This window comes from Rossellomorea sp. H136, from assembly GCF_056838065.1.
Window position 1 is genome coordinate 1,951,390 of the sequence record NZ_CM166371.1, and the last position, 21,872, is coordinate 1,973,261.

23 protein-coding genes and 1 other annotated feature are annotated in these 21,872 nt (G+C 40.4%); all 23 genes read left to right on the forward strand.

Annotated features, from left to right (window positions below):
• Positions 1-582 precede the first annotated feature (582 nt).
• The 23 genes from ACYH0O_RS09875 to ACYH0O_RS09985 all read left to right on the forward strand — a co-directional run bounded on the left by ACYH0O_RS09875 (position 583) and on the right by ACYH0O_RS09985 (position 21,863).
• Positions 583-1,368, forward strand: a complete 786-nt coding sequence (locus ACYH0O_RS09875) for a cell division protein FtsQ/DivIB (protein WP_482632109.1) — start codon at positions 583-585, stop codon at positions 1,366-1,368.
• Positions 1,352-2,053 (forward strand): DUF881 domain-containing protein, encoded by a 702-nt coding sequence (locus ACYH0O_RS09880; RefSeq protein WP_262481677.1) that lies wholly within the window; start codon positions 1,352-1,354, stop codon positions 2,051-2,053. Before ACYH0O_RS09875 ends, ACYH0O_RS09880 begins: the two co-directional genes overlap by 17 nt.
• Positions 2,054-2,124: 71 nt before the next feature.
• Positions 2,125-2,853 (forward strand): DUF881 domain-containing protein, encoded by a 729-nt coding sequence (locus ACYH0O_RS09885; RefSeq protein ID WP_149155440.1) that lies wholly within the window; start codon positions 2,125-2,127, stop codon positions 2,851-2,853.
• A 1-nt stretch (position 2,854) separates the two neighbouring features.
• Positions 2,855-3,217 (forward strand): small basic family protein, encoded by a 363-nt coding sequence (locus tag ACYH0O_RS09890; RefSeq protein WP_113968298.1) that lies wholly within the window; start codon positions 2,855-2,857, stop codon positions 3,215-3,217.
• Positions 3,218-3,333: 116 nt separating this feature from the next.
• On the forward strand, positions 3,334-4,632 hold the full coding sequence (gene ftsA / locus ACYH0O_RS09895) for a cell division protein FtsA (protein WP_148968668.1): 1,299 nt from the start codon (positions 3,334-3,336) through the stop codon (positions 4,630-4,632).
• 41 nt (positions 4,633-4,673) lie between these two features.
• The gene (gene ftsZ, locus ACYH0O_RS09900) at positions 4,674-5,846 is read left to right on the forward strand and encodes a cell division protein FtsZ (protein WP_482632110.1); all 1,173 of its coding nucleotides are present in this window, start codon (positions 4,674-4,676) and stop codon (positions 5,844-5,846) included.
• A 449-nt stretch (positions 5,847-6,295) separates the two neighbouring features.
• Positions 6,296-7,222 (forward strand): sigma-E processing peptidase SpoIIGA, encoded by a 927-nt coding sequence (spoIIGA, locus tag ACYH0O_RS09905; RefSeq protein WP_482632111.1) that lies wholly within the window; start codon positions 6,296-6,298, stop codon positions 7,220-7,222.
• A 53-nt stretch (positions 7,223-7,275) separates the two neighbouring features.
• Positions 7,276-7,995 (forward strand): RNA polymerase sporulation sigma factor SigE, encoded by a 720-nt coding sequence (sigE, locus tag ACYH0O_RS09910; protein ID WP_113968294.1) that lies wholly within the window; start codon positions 7,276-7,278, stop codon positions 7,993-7,995.
• A gap of 198 nt (positions 7,996-8,193) precedes the next feature.
• Positions 8,194-8,970, forward strand: coding sequence for an RNA polymerase sporulation sigma factor SigG (sigG, locus tag ACYH0O_RS09915; protein ID WP_113968293.1), 777 nt, complete (start codon positions 8,194-8,196; stop codon positions 8,968-8,970).
• Positions 8,971-9,491: 521 nt separating this feature from the next.
• Positions 9,492-9,779, forward strand: coding sequence for a YlmC/YmxH family sporulation protein (locus tag ACYH0O_RS09920; protein WP_148968672.1), 288 nt, complete (start codon positions 9,492-9,494; stop codon positions 9,777-9,779).
• Positions 9,780-9,829: 50 nt separating this feature from the next.
• Entirely contained in the window at positions 9,830-10,657 is an 828-nt protein-coding gene (gene pgeF / locus ACYH0O_RS09925; RefSeq protein WP_482632112.1) for a peptidoglycan editing factor PgeF, read from the forward strand.
• On the forward strand, positions 10,654-11,328 hold the full coding sequence (locus tag ACYH0O_RS09930; protein ID WP_149155444.1) for a YggS family pyridoxal phosphate-dependent enzyme: 675 nt from the start codon (positions 10,654-10,656) through the stop codon (positions 11,326-11,328). The genes pgeF and ACYH0O_RS09930 overlap by 4 nt, the downstream gene beginning before the upstream one ends.
• A 16-nt stretch (positions 11,329-11,344) precedes the next feature.
• A complete protein-coding gene (locus ACYH0O_RS09935; protein ID WP_149155445.1) occupies positions 11,345-11,791 on the forward strand; it encodes a cell division protein SepF in 447 nt (148 codons plus the stop codon).
• A gap of 8 nt (positions 11,792-11,799) precedes the next feature.
• Positions 11,800-12,063, forward strand: a complete 264-nt coding sequence (locus ACYH0O_RS09940) for a YggT family protein (RefSeq protein WP_149155446.1) — start codon at positions 11,800-11,802, stop codon at positions 12,061-12,063.
• Positions 12,064-12,159: 96 nt separating this feature from the next.
• The gene (locus ACYH0O_RS09945; protein ID WP_482632113.1) at positions 12,160-12,930 is read left to right on the forward strand and encodes a YlmH family RNA-binding protein; all 771 of its coding nucleotides are present in this window, start codon (positions 12,160-12,162) and stop codon (positions 12,928-12,930) included.
• A gap of 89 nt (positions 12,931-13,019) precedes the next feature.
• A complete protein-coding gene (locus ACYH0O_RS09950) occupies positions 13,020-13,535 on the forward strand; it encodes a DivIVA domain-containing protein (protein ID WP_098350955.1) in 516 nt (171 codons plus the stop codon).
• A 50-nt stretch (positions 13,536-13,585) separates the two neighbouring features.
• Positions 13,586-13,823 (forward strand) — a binding site (T-box leader).
• Between the two features lie 106 nt (positions 13,824-13,929).
• Entirely contained in the window at positions 13,930-16,701 is a 2,772-nt protein-coding gene (gene ileS, locus ACYH0O_RS09955) for an isoleucine--tRNA ligase (protein ID WP_482632114.1), read from the forward strand.
• Positions 16,702-16,835: 134 nt separating this feature from the next.
• Positions 16,836-17,117: a hypothetical protein gene (locus tag ACYH0O_RS09960; RefSeq protein WP_149155449.1), complete on the forward strand. Its 282-nt coding sequence runs from the start codon at positions 16,836-16,838 to the stop codon at positions 17,115-17,117.
• Positions 17,118-17,223: 106 nt separating this feature from the next.
• Positions 17,224-17,742, forward strand: coding sequence for a signal peptidase II (lspA, locus tag ACYH0O_RS09965; RefSeq protein WP_482632115.1), 519 nt, complete (start codon positions 17,224-17,226; stop codon positions 17,740-17,742).
• On the forward strand, positions 17,690-18,601 hold the full coding sequence (locus ACYH0O_RS09970; protein ID WP_482632116.1) for an RluA family pseudouridine synthase: 912 nt from the start codon (positions 17,690-17,692) through the stop codon (positions 18,599-18,601). The genes lspA and ACYH0O_RS09970 overlap by 53 nt, the downstream gene beginning before the upstream one ends.
• Before the next feature lie 196 nt (positions 18,602-18,797).
• Positions 18,798-19,343: a bifunctional pyr operon transcriptional regulator/uracil phosphoribosyltransferase PyrR gene (gene pyrR / locus ACYH0O_RS09975; RefSeq protein WP_113968281.1), complete on the forward strand. Its 546-nt coding sequence runs from the start codon at positions 18,798-18,800 to the stop codon at positions 19,341-19,343.
• A 147-nt stretch (positions 19,344-19,490) separates the two neighbouring features.
• Positions 19,491-20,822 (forward strand): uracil-xanthine permease family protein, encoded by a 1,332-nt coding sequence (locus tag ACYH0O_RS09980; RefSeq protein WP_482632117.1) that lies wholly within the window; start codon positions 19,491-19,493, stop codon positions 20,820-20,822.
• Positions 20,823-20,984: 162 nt separating this feature from the next.
• Positions 20,985-21,863, forward strand: coding sequence for an aspartate carbamoyltransferase catalytic subunit (locus tag ACYH0O_RS09985; protein WP_482632538.1), 879 nt, complete (start codon positions 20,985-20,987; stop codon positions 21,861-21,863).
• Positions 21,864-21,872: the final 9 nt, after the last annotated feature.

Here is a 21,872-nt window from a genome sequence, read left to right on the forward strand (position 1 = left end):
TCCTCCCCTGTTTTTATGGTCAGTCTCTTTTTGAATTAAAGAAAAAAACGCTGAAATTCCTCGTTTTTATTGAAATAACAATAGGATATTCATTGGTGAGATGTTACAATTAATTACATATACGTAATGCATTATAATCAGACCTTTTCAAAATAAAGGAGAGTTTATTACTTTTGTTAGCCAAATCTTTTACAATTCAATGACATACCTTCATTATGTGGAAATTGGTGTTTAAAATAGAGTACAAGAGTGTAATAAATAGGATGGCTTCTTTCTGAAAAGGAATGGACGTACATATACGAAAAGTTGTATGGACAATGTATCTTAGGAAATGCTGGATTATTTTGATCAGTGACATGAGAACTAACTCCTGAATATCAATCCTTCAACTCTACCATAATGGATTCCCGTTCAACATTATGTCATATGGCAGAAAATAACGTTCTGTTCCTCTTTTAACATTTGCTGCCTTCATATAGAATGGAAGGTATCCCAATGTAAAGAGTACTTTCATTATAAGACGTGGTGAGAATTTTCTTATTCATGACTTAATGATTACAAAGTGAAATTGAGGAGAACGAAATGAAAAAAGAAAATGTTGTTTCCCTTGAAGATCGTATTCCTAAATTAAAACAACACCGAAAAAAGAAAGCGAATCGCAGACTGTTATTTTTACTTTCTTTGTTCTTACTCATGATTCTATCGGTGGTTTACTTTCAATCACCTTTAAGTCATGTGAAAAAAGTGGTGGTTCATGGGAATGAGCTTGTTTCAAATGAGGCGGTTCTTCAGCAAAGTGGAATTGACAGCGGCATGAATTTGTGGAGTGTAAACAAAGATAAAACCGTGGAACAATTAAAGGAGCTTCCTGAAGTAAAAAATGCAACGGTAAAAATGTCCTTTCCGAATTCCTATGAAATACGCATCCAAGAATATGATAAAAAGGCATATCTATCGAAAGATAATAAATTCTTTGTCATATTAGAGAATGGGAATGTTCTGGATAAAGGTACTGAATCAATACCCGTTGATGCTCCTTTACTCAGAGGTTTCGAGGAAGATAAGGTCTTAGTGAAAATGGTAGAAGAATTAGGGGAGCTTCCGAAAGAAGTTCAGCACCTCATATCTGAGATTAACCTGGCTCCAAAGGAAACAGATCAATATCACTTGACCCTATTCATGAATGATGGATTTGAAGTCAGTGCCACCATCCGGACCTTTTCAGAGAAAATGGTGCATTATCCCTCTATTGTCAGTCAATTGGATCCTTCAGTAAAAGGTGTCATTGATTTAGAGGTAGGTTCTTATTTCAGAGCATATGAAACGGAAGGTGAACAAAGCGATGAAGAGGATGAGGGTGAGAGGTAAGCATGTAATCCTCTCTCTTGTATGTCTGGTGTTAGGTTTCATCCTTGCTTTTTCATTTAGTCTAGCTAACACAGAACAAGCGGAACGTGGGAATCGAACGAATGGTCAGTGGAAACAGGAAGAAGCATTGAGAGATCAAATCCTTGAGTATCAGCAGCAGAATAATAATCTGCAAGAGGAACTCTATGAGAAGCAGGAAAAGGTCGTCAACATGGAGAAGGAATTCTCTAAAGAGAAACAAATATATTTTAACCTGGCAGAAGATGCGGAGAAGTATCGTATGTATCTGGGCAAAACGAAAGTGAAAGGGCCTGGGATAAACGTGACGTTATCAGACGCTGACTACGATTCCAATGAGGAAAACGCCAATAATTATATTGTTCATGAACACCATGTATTTAAGGTGATCAATGAATTATACATTGCGGGGGCTTCTGTCGTTGCGATAAATGGACAAAGGCTAAAGCATGATTCATACATACTGTGTAACGGTCCCGTTATTCAAATTGATGGAATCGAATATCCTGCTCCGTTTGAAATTACCGCTATTGGAGATCCGGAAGTACTATCATCAGCCATGAATATCACGGGCGGGGTTAAAGACCAGCTTGTAAATGATAATATCATTTTTAAACTGGAAAAAAAGAATACGGTAATTTTAGAACCAAGCATTAGTGAATCATAAGAAATGAAATGTCCCAAGGGTTATTCGGACTGTTACCAAGTAAGGTCAGCTGTGAAAGTAAGGTGCAATGAATGGACAACAAGTTAAAAATAAGCTTTACCATTATTACGATAATTATTGGGTTTATGATTGCTATACAATTCCAAACAGTCAAAGAACCTGTTGTCCGGGATACACGAGATATATGGGAACTACGAAATGCATTATTAAAAGAAAAAGAAGTCAATTCCAATCTCTATGCAGAAATGCGTGCGGTTGAAGCAAAGTTGGAACAATATAAGACAGAACAGCAGTCTAGTCCAGAACGTGCTTTGAAACAAACGTTAGAGGAACTGAGAACAGAAGCAGGTTTGACTGAAAAAACAGGACCAGGTGTCATTTTAACGATTGAACCTGCCATGGAAGAAATCCTTCTTGGTGAAAAAGTTCAAACTATATCACCGGAACTGTTGGAAAGACTGGTAAATGAGCTGAATCGATATGATGCAATGGATATTTCCATTGATGGTCATCGCTTAATCAATACCTCGGTCATTCGGGATATTAATGGAGAAACCAAGGTAGATGGATATTCAATTAAAAAAATACCATTTGAAGTGAGAGTATTAACCAAAGACTTGGACTCTGCAAAAGGCTTGTATAACCGAATGCAGGTATCACAGTCTGTTGAGGACTTCTTTATCGATAATCTTCGAGTCTCAATTTCAAAGCCTTTAGAAAAAGTGGTGGTTCCACCATATGAAGATACCATCCGGGTCCGTTTAATGGAACCGGTGAAGGAAAGAGGAGGGAACGGGTAATATGTGGCTTCCCCTTTTAGGGTTGCTGGTAGGGGTCGTATTGGGGCTTCTTACAGATATTAGAATTCCAGATGAGTACTCGAATTATTTATCGATCGCCGTCCTGGCAGCATTGGATACATTATTTGGCGGCATACGTGCCCACCTCCAAAATATTTATGATGATAAGGTCTTTGTTTCTGGGTTCTTTTTTAATATTTTACTGGCAGCAAGTTTAGCTTTTCTAGGCGTACATCTTGGTGTAGACTTATATCTGGCGGCTGTATTTGCTTTTGGAGTAAGATTATTCCAGAACATTGCAGTGATTAGACGAATACTTATTAGCAATTGGTCAAATAATCAAGAAAAAAGAGAAAAAAATTAGAATTTTAAAAGGGAATCGTTTTTGTTACGACGAATATCTTAATTAAGATATACTTAGAATAATGTTTTTCTAGGGTTGTTGTTCCAAATAAACATTCTTTAAGGAGGTGCCATAGAGTGAACAGCAATGAAATTTACGTTAGCCTAGACATCGGTACATCCACAGTAAAAGTAATCATTGGTGAAATGACAAATGATTCCTTAAACATTATCGGTGTAGGAAATGTGAACTCAGAAGGAATCAGAAAAGGTTCCATCGTAGATATAGACGAAACTGTTCATACAATCAAGAAAGCAGTTGAACAAGCCGAAAGGATGGTTGGTTTATCTATAAGCCAGGTCATCGTAGGTATTACCGGCAACCATGTGTCGCTTCAATCGTGTCATGGTGTAGTGGCAGTATCAAGTGATAATCGGGAAATCGGCGATGAAGATGTTCTAAGAGTGATGGATGCAGCCCAGGTTGTTTCTATTCCTCCAGAAAGAGAAATCATCAATGTAATCCCAAGACAATTCATTGTTGATGGATTGGATGAGATTACAGATCCACGCGGTATGATTGGTGTTCGATTGGAAATGGAAGGCACCATCATTACGGGATCTAAGACGATTTTACATAATACTCTCCGTTGTGTAGAAAAGGCCGGCCTTGAAATTGTCGATATCGTTCTTCAACCTCTTGCGGCTGGCTCAGTTGCTTTGTCAAAGGATGAGAAGAACCTCGGTGCTGCGTTAATCGATATTGGCGGTGGCTCTACAACGATAGCGGTTTTCGAACAAGGCCACCTTAAAGCTACAACTGTACTTCCTGTAGGGGGAGAACATATTACTAAAGATTTATCGATTGGATTAAGAACCTCAACGGACGATGCAGAGAAAATCAAAACTAAATATGGACATGCTTATTATGACCATGCATCAGAAGATGAAGTGTTTAGCGTGCCAATTATTGGTAGCGATCAACACCAGCAATTTAATCAATTAGAAATTTCTGATATCATAGAAGCAAGGCTGGAAGAGATCTTAGACCTCATTAGCCATGAGCTGAAACGAATGGGAATCAGAGACCTGCCAGGTGGATATGTGTTAACTGGTGGTGTAGCAAATCTTCCAGGTGTGTTAGAATTAGCACAAATCGTTTTCCAAAATCGTGTACGGGTGGCAATTCCTGATTATATTGGAGTTAGGGAACCTCAGTATACGACTGCAGTAGGTTTGATAAAATACGCTCAAAAGAATGCTAGATTACAAGGAAGATCTGTTAGTGCAGAACCAGTGCCTGTAGAGGCTGCTGAGAAGCGACAATCGAAACCAGCTAATAAAAAGCCAAAGCCTGCGAAGGTAAAAGAAGAAGAGCATGAAGATGAGAAGGCCATGTCAAAAGTGAAAAAGTTCTTTGGATACTTCTTTGAATAAATAAAGGAATCCATAGATTCGACGAGTTAGGAGGATTTGTCATGTTGGAGTTTGATACAAATTTAGATTCTTTAGCGACAATAAAAGTTATCGGTGTCGGTGGTGGAGGTAACAACGCTGTAAACCGCATGATCGAGCATGGTGTACAGGGTGTTGAATTTATCGCTGTAAATACAGATGCACAAGCTTTGAATCTATCAAAAGCTGAAATAAAAATGCAAATCGGTGGTAAATTAACCAGAGGATTAGGAGCAGGTGCCAATCCGGAAGTGGGTAAAAAAGCTGCTGAAGAAAGTAAAGAACAGATCGAAGAAGCTCTAAGAGGAGCAGATATGGTCTTCGTTACGGCTGGAATGGGTGGAGGAACCGGAACTGGTGCAGCTCCGGTAATCGCTCAGATTGCTCGAGAAATCGGAGCATTAACGGTCGGTGTTGTGACACGACCTTTCACCTTTGAAGGCAGAAAGCGTTCAAATCAAGCGAGCGGTGGTATCGCTGCTATGAAAGAAGGAGTAGATACCCTTATCGTTATTCCAAACGATCGTCTGCTTGAGATCGTAGATAAGAGCACGCCAATGCTTGAAGCATTCCGAGAAGCAGATAACGTATTAAGACAAGGTGTTCAAGGTATCTCAGATCTAATCGCAACTCCAGGTCTTATTAACCTTGACTTTGCCGACGTAAAGACAATCATGTCTAACAAAGGTTCAGCACTCATGGGCATCGGTGCAGCTTCTGGTGAAAATCGTGCGACGGAAGCCGCAAAAAAAGCCGTTTCAAGTCCATTACTTGAGACATCCATTGATGGAGCTCAAGGTGTACTGATGAACATTACAGGTGGTACATCTTTAAGTCTATATGAAGTTCAAGAAGCTGCGGACATTGTAGCATCTGCTTCAGATCAAGAAGTGAACATGATTTTCGGTTCCGTGATTAATGAAGATTTAAAAGATGATATCGTCGTAACCGTTATTGCAACCGGGTTTAATGAAGAGGTCATTCAACCTCCTAAGCAAACTCGACCAACATTTGGTGGAATGAAACCAAATCAAAGTCCAAACCCAAGCCCAAACCAATCTATCAAGCGCGAACAACCTAAACGCGAAGAGCCTCAACACCAAGAGCCGGTGAGAACCTCTTCCAATCAAAATCAGGGAGCGGAAGAAACATTGGACATCCCAACCTTCCTTCGCAACCGTAATCGCCGTAGATAAATAGGAAAGCGGAGGGCCTTTGCCCAGAGGCGACAAGCATAAGTTGAGCCACCCGGAAAGGCGTCCTTTGCCTTTTTGGGTGGCTTAGCTTATGAGCTCGAGCCTCTAAGCCCCGTAGCTGGACAATAAAAGCGGGCTGCTTTCTCAGGCCCGACAAGCACAACAAGGAATCCCCAAAGGCATTTAATGCCTTTGGGGATTTTTTTGGACTGATATATTTTCCACGTATCCATCCAATCAAAATCCAATCAACAAAGCTATTTTTTATACCTCGAATCAGGAATAAATTTAGTGACATATTTCGTTCTTATCTCCGAAAAGTTTTCCTCTGAAGCATACAAAAAATGACAACCTTTTAAAGGGTATGTACGATATACTTCTGATAAGTCATTCCTATCTTGAAATTTAAATAGCTGTAACTGGGTGAAGTTTCAAAAGGAGGGTAGAGATTGACCTTATATCTGGATGTCATCTGGTTGTTAAATCTGTTGGTAGACTTTTTCTTATTATGGTTAACTGGAATCATCTTAAAAAGACAATATGCCCTGTGGAGAATTGGACTTGGCAGTTTGATAGGATCGATCATCATTCTCCTTGCCTTTTCACCTTATGCAACTCTTATAGGAAACCCTCTTATGAAATTATTATTTTCAATTATCATGGTGTACTCAGCTTTTGGGTATAGAAGATTGCGCTATTACTTATCTAATCTTCTTATGTTCTATTTTGTTACCTTTTTTACAGGTGGGATATTAATTGGGACTCATTATTTTATTAGTTTCGACCCTGGTACAGAATCCTCCATGTTGCTTGCAAGCATCCGTGGTTTTGGAGATCCGATAAGCTGGGTATTTGTTATGCTTGCCCTGCCTCTTGCCTGGTATTTTTCTAAGGGCAGAGTGGATAGCATTGAGCAAGTGAAAATTCAGTATGATCAGCTCCTGAAGGTAAGCATAAAAATTGAAGATTTTCAATGTACCGTAAACGGTCTTGTTGACAGCGGTAACCAACTTCAAGACCCTATATCCAAAAGTCCGGTCATGATACTCTCCATCGCTGAGATAGAGGGGGGAATTCCAGAAGAAGTGAGGGCACTATGCCACGAAGTTGATGAAATCTTCTCTGGAGAGAAAAACATCGACACACGCTGGTCTGACCGGATGAGAATTGTCCCCGCCCAATCAGTGGGAAGAAAAAGTCAACTTCTAGCCGCTATCAAGCCTGATTCTCTCATTCTAAAGGATCATGAATCAGAATGGACGATCCCGAATGGACTGATTGCCTTCAGAGAGGATCCGCTTTCAGCAGATGGGAATTTTCAAGCGATCGTTCATCCGAAAATGGCTTCGCGAAAGCCGGTACTTAATGTTTCTTAAGTCAATTATTACTACTATACTCACAATTTAAAGAAATAGAAGGGGGAGCAACAATGAAAAAATTCAAATTTAAATTTTTATACTATTGGTACAAACTGTTAATCAAACTTGGACTGAAGACAGATGAAATTTACTACATAGGTGGTAGTGAAGCACTTCCCCCTCCATTGACGAAAGAGGAGGAAGAAGTATTACTCAATAAATTGCCTAAAGGTGATAAAGCTGCCCGCTCTCTGTTGATTGAACGAAACTTAAGGTTAGTCGTATATATCGCCAGGAAGTTTGAAAATACAGGAATAAATATTGAAGACTTGATCAGCATCGGTACGATTGGCTTGATTAAGGCAGTTAACACATTCAATCCAGAAAAAAAAATCAAATTAGCTACATATGCTTCCAGGTGTATTGAAAATGAAATCCTTATGTACTTAAGAAGAAATAATAAAATCCGTTCTGAAGTTTCGTTTGATGAGCCACTCAATATTGATTGGGACGGAAATGAATTACTATTATCAGACGTACTTGGAACAGATGAAGATATTATTACAAAAGATCTTGAAGCGACCGTAGACAAAAAACTGCTCTTTAACGCTCTTCACCAGCTTTCTGATCGTGAAAAACAAATCATGGAGCTCCGGTTTGGTCTAATGGGAGAAGAAGAAAAAACCCAAAAGGATGTAGCGGATATGCTTGGAATCTCCCAGTCCTATATCTCCCGTTTAGAAAAGAGGATTATTAAGCGTCTAAAGAAGGAATTTAATAAAATGGTATAACCTGATAACTGACCTTTTCTATAGAGAAGGTCAGTTTTTTTGTGTTTAAACCCATTAAAATTTTTTTATATGAATTTATCCTGATATCTTAAGGGATTTGGAGAGTATGAACTGTTACTCGTCAGAATGAAATGCATATTTTTCCTCTTCAAGGAAATACTGAATTTTGTACAGCAGCTCCTACAAGGAGGGGAAAGAATGACACGTAATAAAGTCGAGATTTGTGGTGTAGATACTTCCAAATTACCAGTTCTCAAAAACGATGAAATGAGAGTACTATTCAAGCAAATGCAAGCGGGCGACATTACCGCAAGAGAAAAACTTGTAAATGGGAATTTGCGCCTCGTCTTAAGTGTAATTCAACGCTTTAATAACCGTGGTGAGTATGTTGATGATTTATTTCAAGTAGGGTGTATCGGATTAATGAAATCCATCGATAATTTTGATTTAGGTCAAAACGTTCGATTCTCTACATACGCGGTTCCGATGATCATTGGGGAAATCCGTCGATATTTAAGAGACAATAATCCAATAAGAGTGTCCCGTTCACTACGAGATATTGCGTACAAGGCTCTACAAGTAAGAGAGAAATTAATGGGGGAAACATCCAAAGAACCAACTGCAGAAGAAATTGCCAAAGTTCTTGATGTATCCCACGAGGAAATCGTATTTGCATTGGATGCTATACAAGATCCCGTCTCTTTGTTTGAACCCATTTATAATGATGGAGGAGACCCAATATTTGTGATGGATCAACTAAGCGACGAAAAAAATCGCGATTTCCATTGGATTGAAGAAATTGCTCTTCAAGAAGGAATGAGACGATTAAATGATCGTGAAAAATTGATTATCAGCAAACGCTTCTTTCAAGGGAAAACTCAAATGGAAGTGGCTGACGAGATCGGAATCTCACAAGCACAAGTATCAAGACTGGAAAAAGCAGCAATCAAACAAATGAACAAAAATATTCAATAAGTAAAGAAAAGCGTAGGCGGCTCGATCAGCCCCGAAGTAAAATGGGAAACCCCCATAAGGCGCTCTATGCCTTATGGGGGTTTCCCGTTGTGACCTCGAGCTTCTAAGCCCTGTAGCTGGACAAAAGAAAAGCGGAAGGGCTTTGCCCAGAAGCGAAAAGCATAAGGCGAACCATCCGGAAAGGCGTTCTTTGCCTTTTTGGATGGTTTGACTTATGACCTCGAGCTTCTAAGCCTTGTAGCTGGACAAAAGAAAAGCGGAAGGGCTTTGCCCAGAAGCGAAAAGCATAAGGCAAACCATCCGGAAAGGCGTTCTTTGCCTTTTTGGATGGTTTGACTTATGACCTCGAGCTTCTAAGCCTTGTAGCTGGACAAAAGAAAAGAAAGGCGGATCTCCTTCGGGTAGGTCTGCCTTTTTTTTTGTTGCATACACTAGTAATAACTACTTGAATTGGGTGAATGAACAGTCTTTGAACATATAGGTACAGAATGAGAAACAACAAGAAGAGAGGGTGAAAACAGATGGTACGTATATCTGAATTTCAGGTGAAAGATGTCGTGAGTATATCTGACGGAAGGAAATTAGGGAATATAGGGGATATAGAAATTAACCTGGATACTGGAAGAATTGAGGCCATTGTCATCGGAGGTGGAGGAAAGATATTGGGTTTCTTCGGAAAAGATGAAGATATTGTGATTCCTTGGAGCAGTATTGTAAAAATAGGGGAGGATGTTATTCTGGTCAGATATAAAGAAAGTCATTATATTCAAGGTCAACTGCAGGAACCGAAACAAGCCCCCGATACATGACGAATCTTCAGAGAATATGGTACACTTAATAAAAACGAGGGAGATTCAACGTGTCAAAGGATCCTTTTAATAGAGAAACAGAATCTTATTATTCTATAGGTACATGGACGAAAAATAATCCTGGGCTAGTTGCAGGGATCACTACAAGATGGGGTGGTGTCAGTACCGGACCATTTCACTCTTTCAATATGGGATTGCACGTAGGAGACGATGAATCTTCAGTGGTTCATAATCGTCAATTACTTGCTTCCAGTTTAATGATGCCTGTTGAATCGTGGGCAGCTGCTGAACAAACCCACGGAAACAACATTCATCAAGTAGGAGAAGTAGACAAGGGAAAAGGTGCAGAGCTTTATCACACCAGTATTCAGGATACGGATGGTTTTATTACTGGAGATGAGAATATTCTATTAACGATGTGCTATGCGGATTGTGTTCCTCTCTATTTTCTGGACAGAGATTCGGGTACAATCGGATTGGCACATGCCGGATGGAAAGGTACTGTTTTACAAATAGGGCCCAAAATGGTCGATGCATATATGGAGCAAGGGGCCTCCAAGTCTTCCCTGGAGGTTGTGATCGGGCCATCCATATGTAAGAATTGCTATGTAGTTGATGACTATGTGATCGATAAAGTGAAAAAAACACTAGAAGATGAAAACAACTTACCCTATAATTTAAAGGAAGAGGGACAATATTACCTCGATTTAAAGAAGTTGAATGAACAGCTTTTAGTGCAAACTGGTTTAAATGCTGAACAAATCCACACTTCTAGTTATTGTTCATCCTGTCACAATGAGTTTTTCTCATACAGAAGAGATGGTGGTAAAACAGGAAGAATCATGAGCTTCATTGGCTGGAAGGAGAATAAAAGATGAAGGTATCTGAAAAGTTTATAATCATCCAGAAAAATATTGAAAATGCATGTAAGAACAGTGGAAGAAACCCTGAAGACGTACATGTTGTAGCGGTCACTAAATACGTTTCAATCGAGAGAGCCGAAGAAGCGGTTGAAGCCGGCCTTATTCACTTAGGTGAGAACCGTGATGAAGAACTGCTCTCCAAGCAGGAAGTTCTACAAGACAAGCCCCTGTGGCATTTTATTGGATCTCTGCAATCTAGAAAAGTAAAAAACATCATTGATAAAGTATCATACATACATTCTCTGGATCGTCTGTCACTAGCCAAAGAAATTCATAAAAGAGCGGACAAGCCTGTGTCTTGTTTTGTTCAAGTGAATGTTTCTGGAGAAGATTCTAAACATGGGTTATCACCTCAAGAAGTAAAAGGATTTATTGTGAGTCTAAAAGACTTCACAAATATTAATGTCGTAGGATTAATGACAATGGCTCCACATACGGACGATGAACCATTCTTACGGACTTGTTTTAGACAGTTGAAAACAATCCAGGAAGAAATCAACGCATTAAACCTTCCTTATGCCCCTTGTACAGAATTATCAATGGGGATGAGCAATGATTACATGATTGCAATCGAAGAGGGAGCTACGTTTATTCGTATTGGAACTGCATTAGTTGGAAATGACTGAGAGGGGATGAATACAAATGGGTATCAAGTCAAAGTTTAAAACGTTCTTTTTGCTGGATGAAGATGAATATGATTATGAAGAAGAAAAGTTTGAAGAAGAATACGAGGAGAAAAAGCCCATGAAGTCGCAGTCGCTTTCAAATTCGAAACAAAATGTTGTAAGTCTTCAAAGTGTTCAAAAGTCTTCTAAGATGATACTGGTTGAGCCGAGAGTATACGCTGAAGCTCAAGAAATTGCTGATCACTTAAAGAATAGACGCTCTGTCCTTGTAAACTTACAGCGGATTCAACATGATCAAGCAAAACGCATTGTCGACTTCTTAAGTGGAACTGTGTACGCAATTGGCGGCGACATTCAGCGAGTTGGAGATAATATTTTTCTTTGTACGCCTGATAATGTGGAAGTGAGCGGGAATATCTCTGAGTTCCTTAAAGAGGAAGATCTATCAGATTCGAGGTGGTAATGTAAATTATGGTGATGCTTTATGAGATTTTATACAACCTTATTCGCATATACTCCTGGGCTTTAATCATTTATATATTAATGTCCTGGTTTCCAAATGCAAGGGAGACGTCGATTGGACAGTTCCTTGCAAGAATATGCGAACCGTACTTAGAACCATTCAGACGTTTTGTTCCATCGATCGGAATGATTGATATTTCACCAATCGTGGCATTCATTGTGTTGAACTTGGCACAATCTGGTTTATACCAATTATTTAGATGGCTGATTTAATCGGCGAGTATGCGATCAAATATCCTTTAAAGAACTGAAACCGGATGAACAGTTTCAGTTCTTTTATTTTGGGTAAATTACATAGGAGGTGAAGTTGTGTCTTCAATTTATCAACATTTCAGGCCGGATGAGAGAGAGTTTGTGGATGCTGTACTGGAGTGGAAACTGGCAGTGGAAAATCAATATACAGCGAAACGAACGGACTTTTTGGACCCAAGGCAGCAGCATATTGTTGAGTCCGTCATTGGAAATAACGATGATATCATCCTTTCCTTCTATCCGGAAAATACGGAACGGAAAAGAGCGTTATTGTATCCCCCTTATTTTCAGCCTGAAGAAGAAGATTTTGGTATTAAGTTATTTGAAATACAGTACCCGTCCAAGTTTGTTACAATAGAGCATAGACAGGTATTAGGGACTCTCATGTCATTAGGGTTGAAACGGGAAAAATTCGGGGATATTTTAGCTGAGGACGATACCATTCAACTCATGCTCGCAGGTGAGATTTCTGAATACGTCCGGATGGAACTCACTCAAATAGGCAAAGCAAAGATTTCCATGAAGGATATTCCAATGAAGGATCGAATCGAAAGTAAGGAAGAATGGTTGGAAAAAGTGACTACTGTAAGCTCCCTGCGGTTAGATGTCGTTCTCGCAGCAATCTATAATGATTCCCGCCAAAAAGCTCAAACATTGATTAAAAGCAATCATGTAAAAGTCAATTGGAAAACGGTCGAAAATGCCTCGTTTGAAGTAGAAGCCGGGGATGTAATTTCAGCAAGAGGGTATGGAAGAAGTAAGTTATTGTCCATTGAAGGAAGAACGAAACGGGATAAATGGCGAATTTCTGTGGGAATACTGAAATAATTTAAGAAAATTAAAGGGATTCTCCCACATACTGTCGAAATTTTAGTTATAATAAATATGTAATTCACCAAGTACTGGAGGTGGCTCCCATGCCTTTAACGCCATTAGACATACATAATAAAGAATTTAGTCGTGGCTTTCGTGGTTATGATGAGGACGAGGTTAATGAATTTTTAGATCAAATTATTAAGGATTATGAAATTCTTATCCGCGAGAAGAAGGAAACGGAAGAACGTTTAAACTCCTTGAATGAACGTTTAGGTCATTTTACAAACATCGAGGAAACGTTAAACAAGTCAATCGTCATTGCTCAAGAAGCAGGGGAAGAAGTTAAGCGTAATGCAATGAAAGAATCGAAGCTGATAATTAAGGAAGCCGAGAAGAATGCTGATCGCATCGTTAACGAATCATTATCCAAAGCCCGTAAGATTGCCATTGAGATTGAAGAGCTCAAGAAGCAGTCAAAGGTGTTCCGAACTCGTTTCAAAATGTTAATCGAAGCCCAGCTTGATTTACTTGATACCAATGACTGGGATCAATTAATGGAATTCGATCTGGACGCAACAGATTTAAAAACATTAAAAGAAGAAGAGACATTGTCTTGACGAAAAGCGCAATACTTTCATATAATTGAACAACAATCTAAATTGCCATAATGAAGGCTAAGACAGGGACAGTACGTTTCTTATGATATTTCCTTTCTAGCGAGTCGGGGACGGTGTAAGCCCGACAAGGAACAAAGGTACGGAAGATCACCCTCGAGCTCTACTCATGAAATTCACTTCTGGAGAGTAATGAATAGCGTCTTGTTCACGTTACGAATCAATACGAGTGAAGATCGATTTAGATCTTTATGAGGGTGGTACCGCGGGAAAAGCTTTCTCGTCCCTTTCCAGGGACGAGAAAGCTTTTTTTTGTTTCCAAAAGGGATAGCCTGATTAAGAATCGCGGGATTTAGAAAAGATGGCAATTAAGAGAAACGTTTAGGAGGAAGATTTCATGGAGTATAAAGATACATTATTGATGCCGAAGACGGAATTTCCCATGAGAGGAAATTTACCGAAACGCGAACCGGATACACAGACGAAGTGGGAAGAAATGAATATTTACCAAAAAGTGCAGGAGAGAACGAGTGATCGTCCTTTATTTGTTCTTCACGATGGGCCTCCATATGCCAATGGAAATATTCATATGGGTCACGCATTAAATAAAATTCTTAAAGATTTTATCGTCCGCTATAAATCCATGAGCGGATTCCATGCACCATATGTTCCAGGCTGGGACACTCATGGTTTACCAATTGAGCAGGCGTTAACGAATAAAGGCGTAAAGCGTAAGGAAATGACTATCGCAGAGTTCCGTAAATTGTGTGAAGAATATGCTTATAAGCAAGTTGATAACCAACGCACTCAGTTCAAACAATTAGGGGTACGTGGTGATTGGGATAATCCATATATTACCTTAAAGCCTGAGTACGAAGCTCAACAGATTAAAGTATTCGGTGATATGGCGAAGAAAGGCTATATCTATAAAGGTAAAAAGCCAGTGTACTGGTCTCCATCAAGTGAATCTGCTTTAGCAGAAGCAGAGATCGAGTATCAGGATAAGCGTTCTCCTTCCATCTACGTCGGCTTCGCCGTTACAGAAGGTAAGGGTGTTCTTGAAAAAGGGACTCAATTAGTCATCTGGACGACAACTCCTTGGACGATTCCTGCCAACCTGGGAATTGCCGTGCATGAAGATCTAAGCTATGTCGTTGTAAATGTGAATGAAAGCAGCTATGTTGTAGCAGAGGATTTACTGGAAGAAGTTGCGAAGAATCTGGAATGGGAAGATTACTCAGTATCCAAAAAGGTTAAAGGCGCGGAGCTTGAGTATATCGTGGCAAAACATCCATTATATGATCGGGATTCACTTGTTGTACTTGGTGAACATGTTACGACTGATTCAGGTACAGGGTGTGTTCATACCGCACCAGGACACGGGGAAGATGACTTCCTGGTAGGTAGGAAATATGGCTTGGATGTGTTATGTCCGGTAGACGATAAAGGAGTAATGACCTCAGAAGCACCTGGATTTGAAGGCTTATTCTACGATAAAGCCAACAAACCGATTACCGAAAAGCTACAGGAAACAGGAGCATTGTTAAAGCTTAACTTTATCACACACTCCTATCCACATGATTGGCGTACGAAAAAGCCTGTTATCTTTAGAGCGACGGCACAATGGTTTGCGTCAATCGATAAATTCCGTAAAGAACTGCTGGAAGCTGTAAATGAAACGAAATGGGTGCCTGCTTGGGGGGAAACACGCCTGTACAATATGGTCAGAGACCGTGGAGACTGGTGTATTTCAAGACAACGTGCATGGGGAGTGCCAATCCCGGTATTTTATGCTGAGAATGGCCAGGAAATCATTTCAGATGAAACCATTGAGCATGTATCAAAGCTTTTCCGTGAACACGGTTCAAACATCTGGTTTGAAAAAGAAGCGAAGGATCTTCTACCTGAAGGGTTTACCCATAAAGGAAGTCCGAATGGGAAGTTCACGAAAGAACAGGATATCATGGATGTCTGGTTTGACTCAGGTTCTTCACATCAAGCCGTACTTGAAGAAAGAAATGACCTTCAGCGTCCTGCAGACCTTTATTTAGAGGGATCTGACCAATATCGCGGATGGTTTAACTCTTCCTTGACTACAAGTGTAGCAGTGACAGGGAAAGCTCCATATAAAGGCGTGTTAAGTCATGGATTTGCTCTTGATGGTGACGGAAGAAAAATGAGTAAATCATTAGGGAACGTAGTCGTTCCTGAAAAAGTGATGAAGCAGCTTGGAGCCGATATCCTTCGCCTTTGGGTTGCATCGGTTGATTATCAAGCAGATGTTCGAGTATCAGATCCAATCTTGAAGCAAGTGGCTGAAGTGTATCGTAAAATCCGTAATACGTACCGTTTCTTATTAGGAAACCTTTCTGACTTTGACCCAAGTACCAATGCGGTATCCTTCGATCAATTAAGAGAAGTGGATCAATTCATGCTTGTGAAGTTGAATGATCTAGTGAAAAATGTGAGAAATTCATACGACAAATATGAATTTGCAAGCATCTATCACGCTGTAAATAATTTCTGTACGCTTGATTTAAGTTCATTCTATTTAGACTTTGCAAAGGATGTTCTTTATATCGAGTCAGAAAATCATGACGAGCGTCGAGCCATTCAAACTGTGTTATATGAATCCCTGGTTGCTCTAACGAAACTGATGTCTCCAATCCTTTCTCATACAGCTGATGAAGTGTGGGCTCATATCCCTGGAGTAGTGGGAGAAAGTGTTCAACTTACTGATATGCCTGAAGTGCAAGAGTTAAGAAATGCTGATGAGTTGAAGAAGAAATGGAATGCTTTCCTGGAGTTAAGAGATGATGTATTAAAAGGTCTTGAAGAAGCTCGTAATCAGAAGTTGATCGGGAAATCATTAACGGCTAAAGTGACTCTTTACGTGAATGATGAAACGCAAGCTTTACTCGGTTCCATTAAGGAAGACTTAAAACAATTGTTCATCGTCTCCGCCTTTGAAATCGGTGGAGCAGTGAACGCGGCACCAGAACATGCATTAAGTCTTGGTGAAAACAATATTGTCGTCGAAAAAGCCGAGGGTGAAACATGTGACCGCTGTTGGGTTGTTACAACCACAGTAGGCGAGGATCAGGATCATCCTACGCTTTGCACACGCTGTGCATCAGTAGTAAAAGAAAGCTATTCTCACCTGGCATAATAATATCGAAAGGCTGGCCGCATATTATGTGAGTCAGCCTTTTTTATTTGTCCTTTTCTAATTCCAAAATTGCTATATCTTGCAACGCAATTTTCAGGTGTGTTTCCCCCATACTATGAATGGAGGGATCAAAGATGACATATGACCGATACACATCCATTGTTCAAGAGCTTACAACATCCTTGAAAGAGCTAGAGGCAAGTCGATCTCAACATCCTTTAATTCAGCAGTATATTGATGATGAAATTACCGAAGTGAAACAAGCCCTAAATCGTGTTAGAGATAATCAATACGGCTACTGTGAAATGAGCGGAGAAGAAATACCCTTTGATTTCATTAAGATGAACCCTACCTGCACAACGCTTCACGGTGCATTGGAATGGAGACGATTTGGAAAAATCTCATCTTATTCCTGAAGACTTAAGCGGGTTTCATCGTCCACATTTAGTTTAAGTGTCTTTATTTCCCCTTTTATGCTAAAATGCAAAGGTAATCATTTTACGATGTTCGGAGGTTGCCTTTGTGTTTTATTATTTATTGGCTTTGGTTGTGATTGGACTCGATCAATTAACAAAATGGTTGGTTGTGAAACGAATGACAGAAGGAGCAAGTATAAAGATCATAGACAATTTTTTATATCTTACTTCTCATCGAAATCAAGGTGCAGCATGGGGAATACTCCAAGGGCAAATGTGGTTTTTTTACATTATTACAGTAGTAGTGATTGTAGGTATCGTGTATTATATGCAAGTCCATGCAAAAGGACATTCTTTATTCAGTTTAAGTTTAGCCTTTATGCTTGGTGGAGCTATTGGAAACTTTATTGACCGTGTCTTTCGAAAAGAAGTGGTTGATTTCTTAAATACATACATCTTTTCCTATGATTTTCCGATCTTTAATATTGCCGATGCAGCATTAACCATTGGAGTAGCATTGTTACTAATTTACATGTATTTAGACGAACGAAAAGCAAAGAAGGAGAACAAAAATGGAAGTAATTCAGCACAACATACAGCAGGAAAACCAGGGAGAACGAATTGATAAAGTCGTAAGTCAGTTGAACAAGGAATGGTCCCGTTCACAGGTTCAACAATGGATAAAAGAAGGTCATATTAAAGTGAATGGTGAGGCGGTAAAACCTAATTTCAAATGTCCAGCGGATGCATTAATCGAGGTTTCGATCCCGGAACCCGAAGAGTTGGATGTAGAACCGGAAGACCTCAATCTTGACATTGCCTATGAAGATGGGGATGTCATAGTTGTAAACAAGCCAAAGGGAATGGTCGTTCACCCTGCACCCGGGCATTATTCAGGGACAATGGTGAATGGTTTGATGTATCACTGTAAGGATTTATCCGGCATTAATGGAGTTCTAAGACCAGGAATCGTCCACCGTATAGATAAGGACACTTCAGGCTTACTGATGGTGGCGAAAAATGATATGGCTCACGAGCATTTGGTTAATCAGCTGGTAGAAAAATCCGTAACAAGAAAATATACAGCCATAGTTCATGGCCTTATTCCCCATGAATACGGCACCATTGATGCTCCGATCGGAAGAGACCCTAAAGATCGCCAAAGTATGGCTGTAGTGGATAACGGCAAACAAGCGGTGACACATTTCAGAGTGCTGGATCGCTATAAGGATTTCACATTAGTCGAATGTGAATTGGAGACGGGACGAACGCATCAAATCCGTGTGCACATGAAGTATATCGGCTTCCCGCTTGCGGGGGATCCAAAGTATGGACCACGAAAGACATTCAGCATAGAAGGACAGGCCCTTCATGCTGGAGTGTTAGGATTTGTCCATCCAAGAACAGAAGAATATATGGAATTCCACGCGGAGTTACCTCAGGAGTTCACTAAACTTGTGAAGCATCTTGAAAATAATCGTTGACAAATTTCGACTGGACCTTTATGATTTAGTTAATTGAATTAATTGAATAAGTAACCTTTAATACGGTCCCGTGAGGCTGAGAAGGAGCATGTACGACCAAATCATTTTGGCGTGCAATCAGATCATAACGATAAGTGTGCCCTCTCATCCCTACGGTGAGAGGGATTTTTTATTTTTAAGAAACGAGGTGGCGTAAATGACTAAAAAAGCTACGGTTCTGGATCAACCCGCCATTCGAAGGGCGTTGACAAGAATAGCCCATGAAATAATCGAGCGTAACAAAGGAATTGAAGATTGTATTTTGGTTGGTATCAAAACAAGAGGCATTTACATCGCTAATCGATTAGCTGAGCGAATTCATGATATTGAAGGTGAGCAAATTCCCGTAGGGGAAATAGACATCACCCTATACCGGGATGATTTATCTAAGAAAACAGAGGATCATGAACCAGAGGTCAAAGGTTCTGACCTGCCTGTTGATATTACGAACAAGAAAGTCATCCTGGTAGACGATGTATTATTCACAGGAAGAACGGTCCGGGCAGGTTTGGACGCATTAATGGATCTTGGACGACCAAGTCAAATTCAACTTGCAGTACTGGTTGACCGGGGACATAGAGAATTACCGATAAGGGCAGACTTTGTCGGAAAGAATATTCCAACATCAAGCTCAGAAAAAATCATGGTTGCCTTAACAGAGGTCGATCAGGAAGATATCGTTGCAATTCACGAAAAAGAATAACGTAAGTCCTTTTAAGAGTGGTCCCGTGAGGCTGACAAAGGATGGGAATGAAGGTAGATATAGGCCTTCTTGTACCCTCTTTGTGCCCTCTTTAGGACAAAGAGGGTTTTTTTATGGGGAATTTGGGTATTAGAGGAGGAAACATAAATGAATCAAAATCATCCGGTTGTGTTAGACGTTGAAGAAGTACCGAAATTAGGAAAATGGATCACATTGAGTATCCAGCATCTATTCGCCATGTTTGGGGCTACTGTGTTAGTTCCATTCCTGGTAGGGCTAAGCCCTGGGGTTGCCCTTATCTCAAGTGGATTAGGCACACTTGCCTATCTCTTGATCACAAGGGGAAGAATCCCTGCTTACTTAGGATCATCCTTTGCATTCATCGCACCTATCTTAGCTGCAAAGAGCTTTGGAGGTCCTGAGGCGGCCATGATGGGAAGCTTTCTCGCCGGGATAGTTTACGGAATCGTAGCATTGCTCATCTCAAAGCTGGGGCTGAAATGGCTTGTGCGGATTCTTCCACCGATAGTTGTAGGGCCTGTGATTATGGTTATAGGATTAGGACTGGCAGGAACGGCTGTTAATATGGCCATGTATGAAAATCCTGGAGCAGAAGAATTGGTATACAGCAACATACACTTCATGGTGGCTCTTGCCACTTTGGGCATTACCGTGATTTGCTCGATATACTTTAAAGGCTTTCTCGGAATGGTGCCGATTTTAGCCGGAATCGTTGGAGGGTATATCATAGCGGTTTTTGCGGGATTAGTGAACTTTCAACAAGTGTTGGATGCGCCACTCTTACAAATGCCGGACTTCTTTATCCCATTCGTTGACTACACGCCAAGCTTTTCTTGGGAAATCGTGTCCATCATGGTACCTATTGCCCTCGTAACCTTGGCAGAGCATACTGGAGACCAGATGGTTCTAAGTAAAGTAGTAGGACGAAACTTCATTGAAAAGCCAGGTCTTCACCGCTCCATTCTTGGGGATGGGGTAGCAACTGTAATTGCATCCTTCCTCGGTGGACCACCAAATACAACGTACGGTGAAAACATTGGAGTATTAGCCATAACAAGGGTATTCAGCGTTTTCGTCATCGGAGGAGCCGCGGTTCTTGCCATCATGTTCGGGTTTATCGGGAAGATAACAGCCTTGATTGGATCGATTCCATCAGCCGTCATGGGTGGAGTGTCCATCCTTCTGTTCGGAATCATCGCCTCTAGCGGACTGCGAATGCTGATTGATAACAAAGTAGACTTAGGAAACAAGCGAAACCTGGTGATTTCCTCAGTGATCCTGGTGATCGGGGTAGGAGGGGCATTCGTGAAGGTCAACGAGCAGGTATCCTTATCAGGGATGGCACTTGCAGCGATTGTCGGAGTTCTTCTAAACCTTGTCTTACCAGGTAGAGAAGAAAGCGAAGGGGAAAACAACTTATTCGAAGAAGAAAATACAAAGCAGCATGATGTTGCATAGATGCACCTTTTAACATGGTCCAGAGAGTCTAAGAAGGGTGAATTTGAACAAGACAGGCACGTGAGATTTTTCGCACTGTCCCTGTTGGAATGTTCAAAAACACCCTGTCAGAAAATTGACAGGGTGTTTTTTTGAAAGAAGAGAAGAAAGGGTTGTCCCATGATGAAGAACTTGTTGACAATGAATGATTTAACAAAAGAGGGAATCATAAAAATATTAGATGCAGCTGAACGCTTTAAAGAGGGAGAAACATGGAAGGAAGGCTCCAATAAATATGTAGCCAATCTTTTCTTCGAGGCAAGTACCCGGACGAAATGCAGTTTTGAAATGGCGGAAAGGAAGCTTGGACTCGAGGTCATTCCATTTGAAGCACAGACTTCAAGTGTACAAAAGGGAGAAAGCTTGTATGACACGGTAAAAACATTAGAAAGCATCGGTGTAGAAACCGTAGTCATCCGGCACTCACTTGAACGATATTTCGATGAACTTGCACCACTTAACATAAGCGTCATCAACGGAGGAGATGGATGTGGCAATCATCCTACTCAATGCCTACTGGACCTTCTGACCATTCGTCAGGAATTTGGAGGGTTTGAAGGACTTAAGGTATCGATCATTGGAGACATTGCCCATAGCCGAGTGGCAAGATCCAATGCAGAAGCGTTAACAAAGCTGGGAGCAGCAGTAATGTTCTCTGGACCAAAGGAATGGTTCCCATCACAGGATCGAGATCAATATATGCCGATAGATAAATGTATAGCAGATTCGGATGTGGTCATGTTACTGAGAATTCAACATGAGCGACACGATAGTACATCAAGCTTAACGAAAGAGGAATACCATGAAAGCTTTGGCTTGACGGAAAGTCGAAAATCGCGAATGAAACCAACCGGTATCATTCTTCATCCGGCACCGGTCAACCGTGGAGTTGAAATTGCAGATTCATTGGTGGAATGTGATCAATCAAGAATCTTTAAGCAGATGGAAAATGGAGTATACGTCAGAATGGCTGTTTTAAAGAGAGCACTTGAAATCAACTAACTAGGGGGA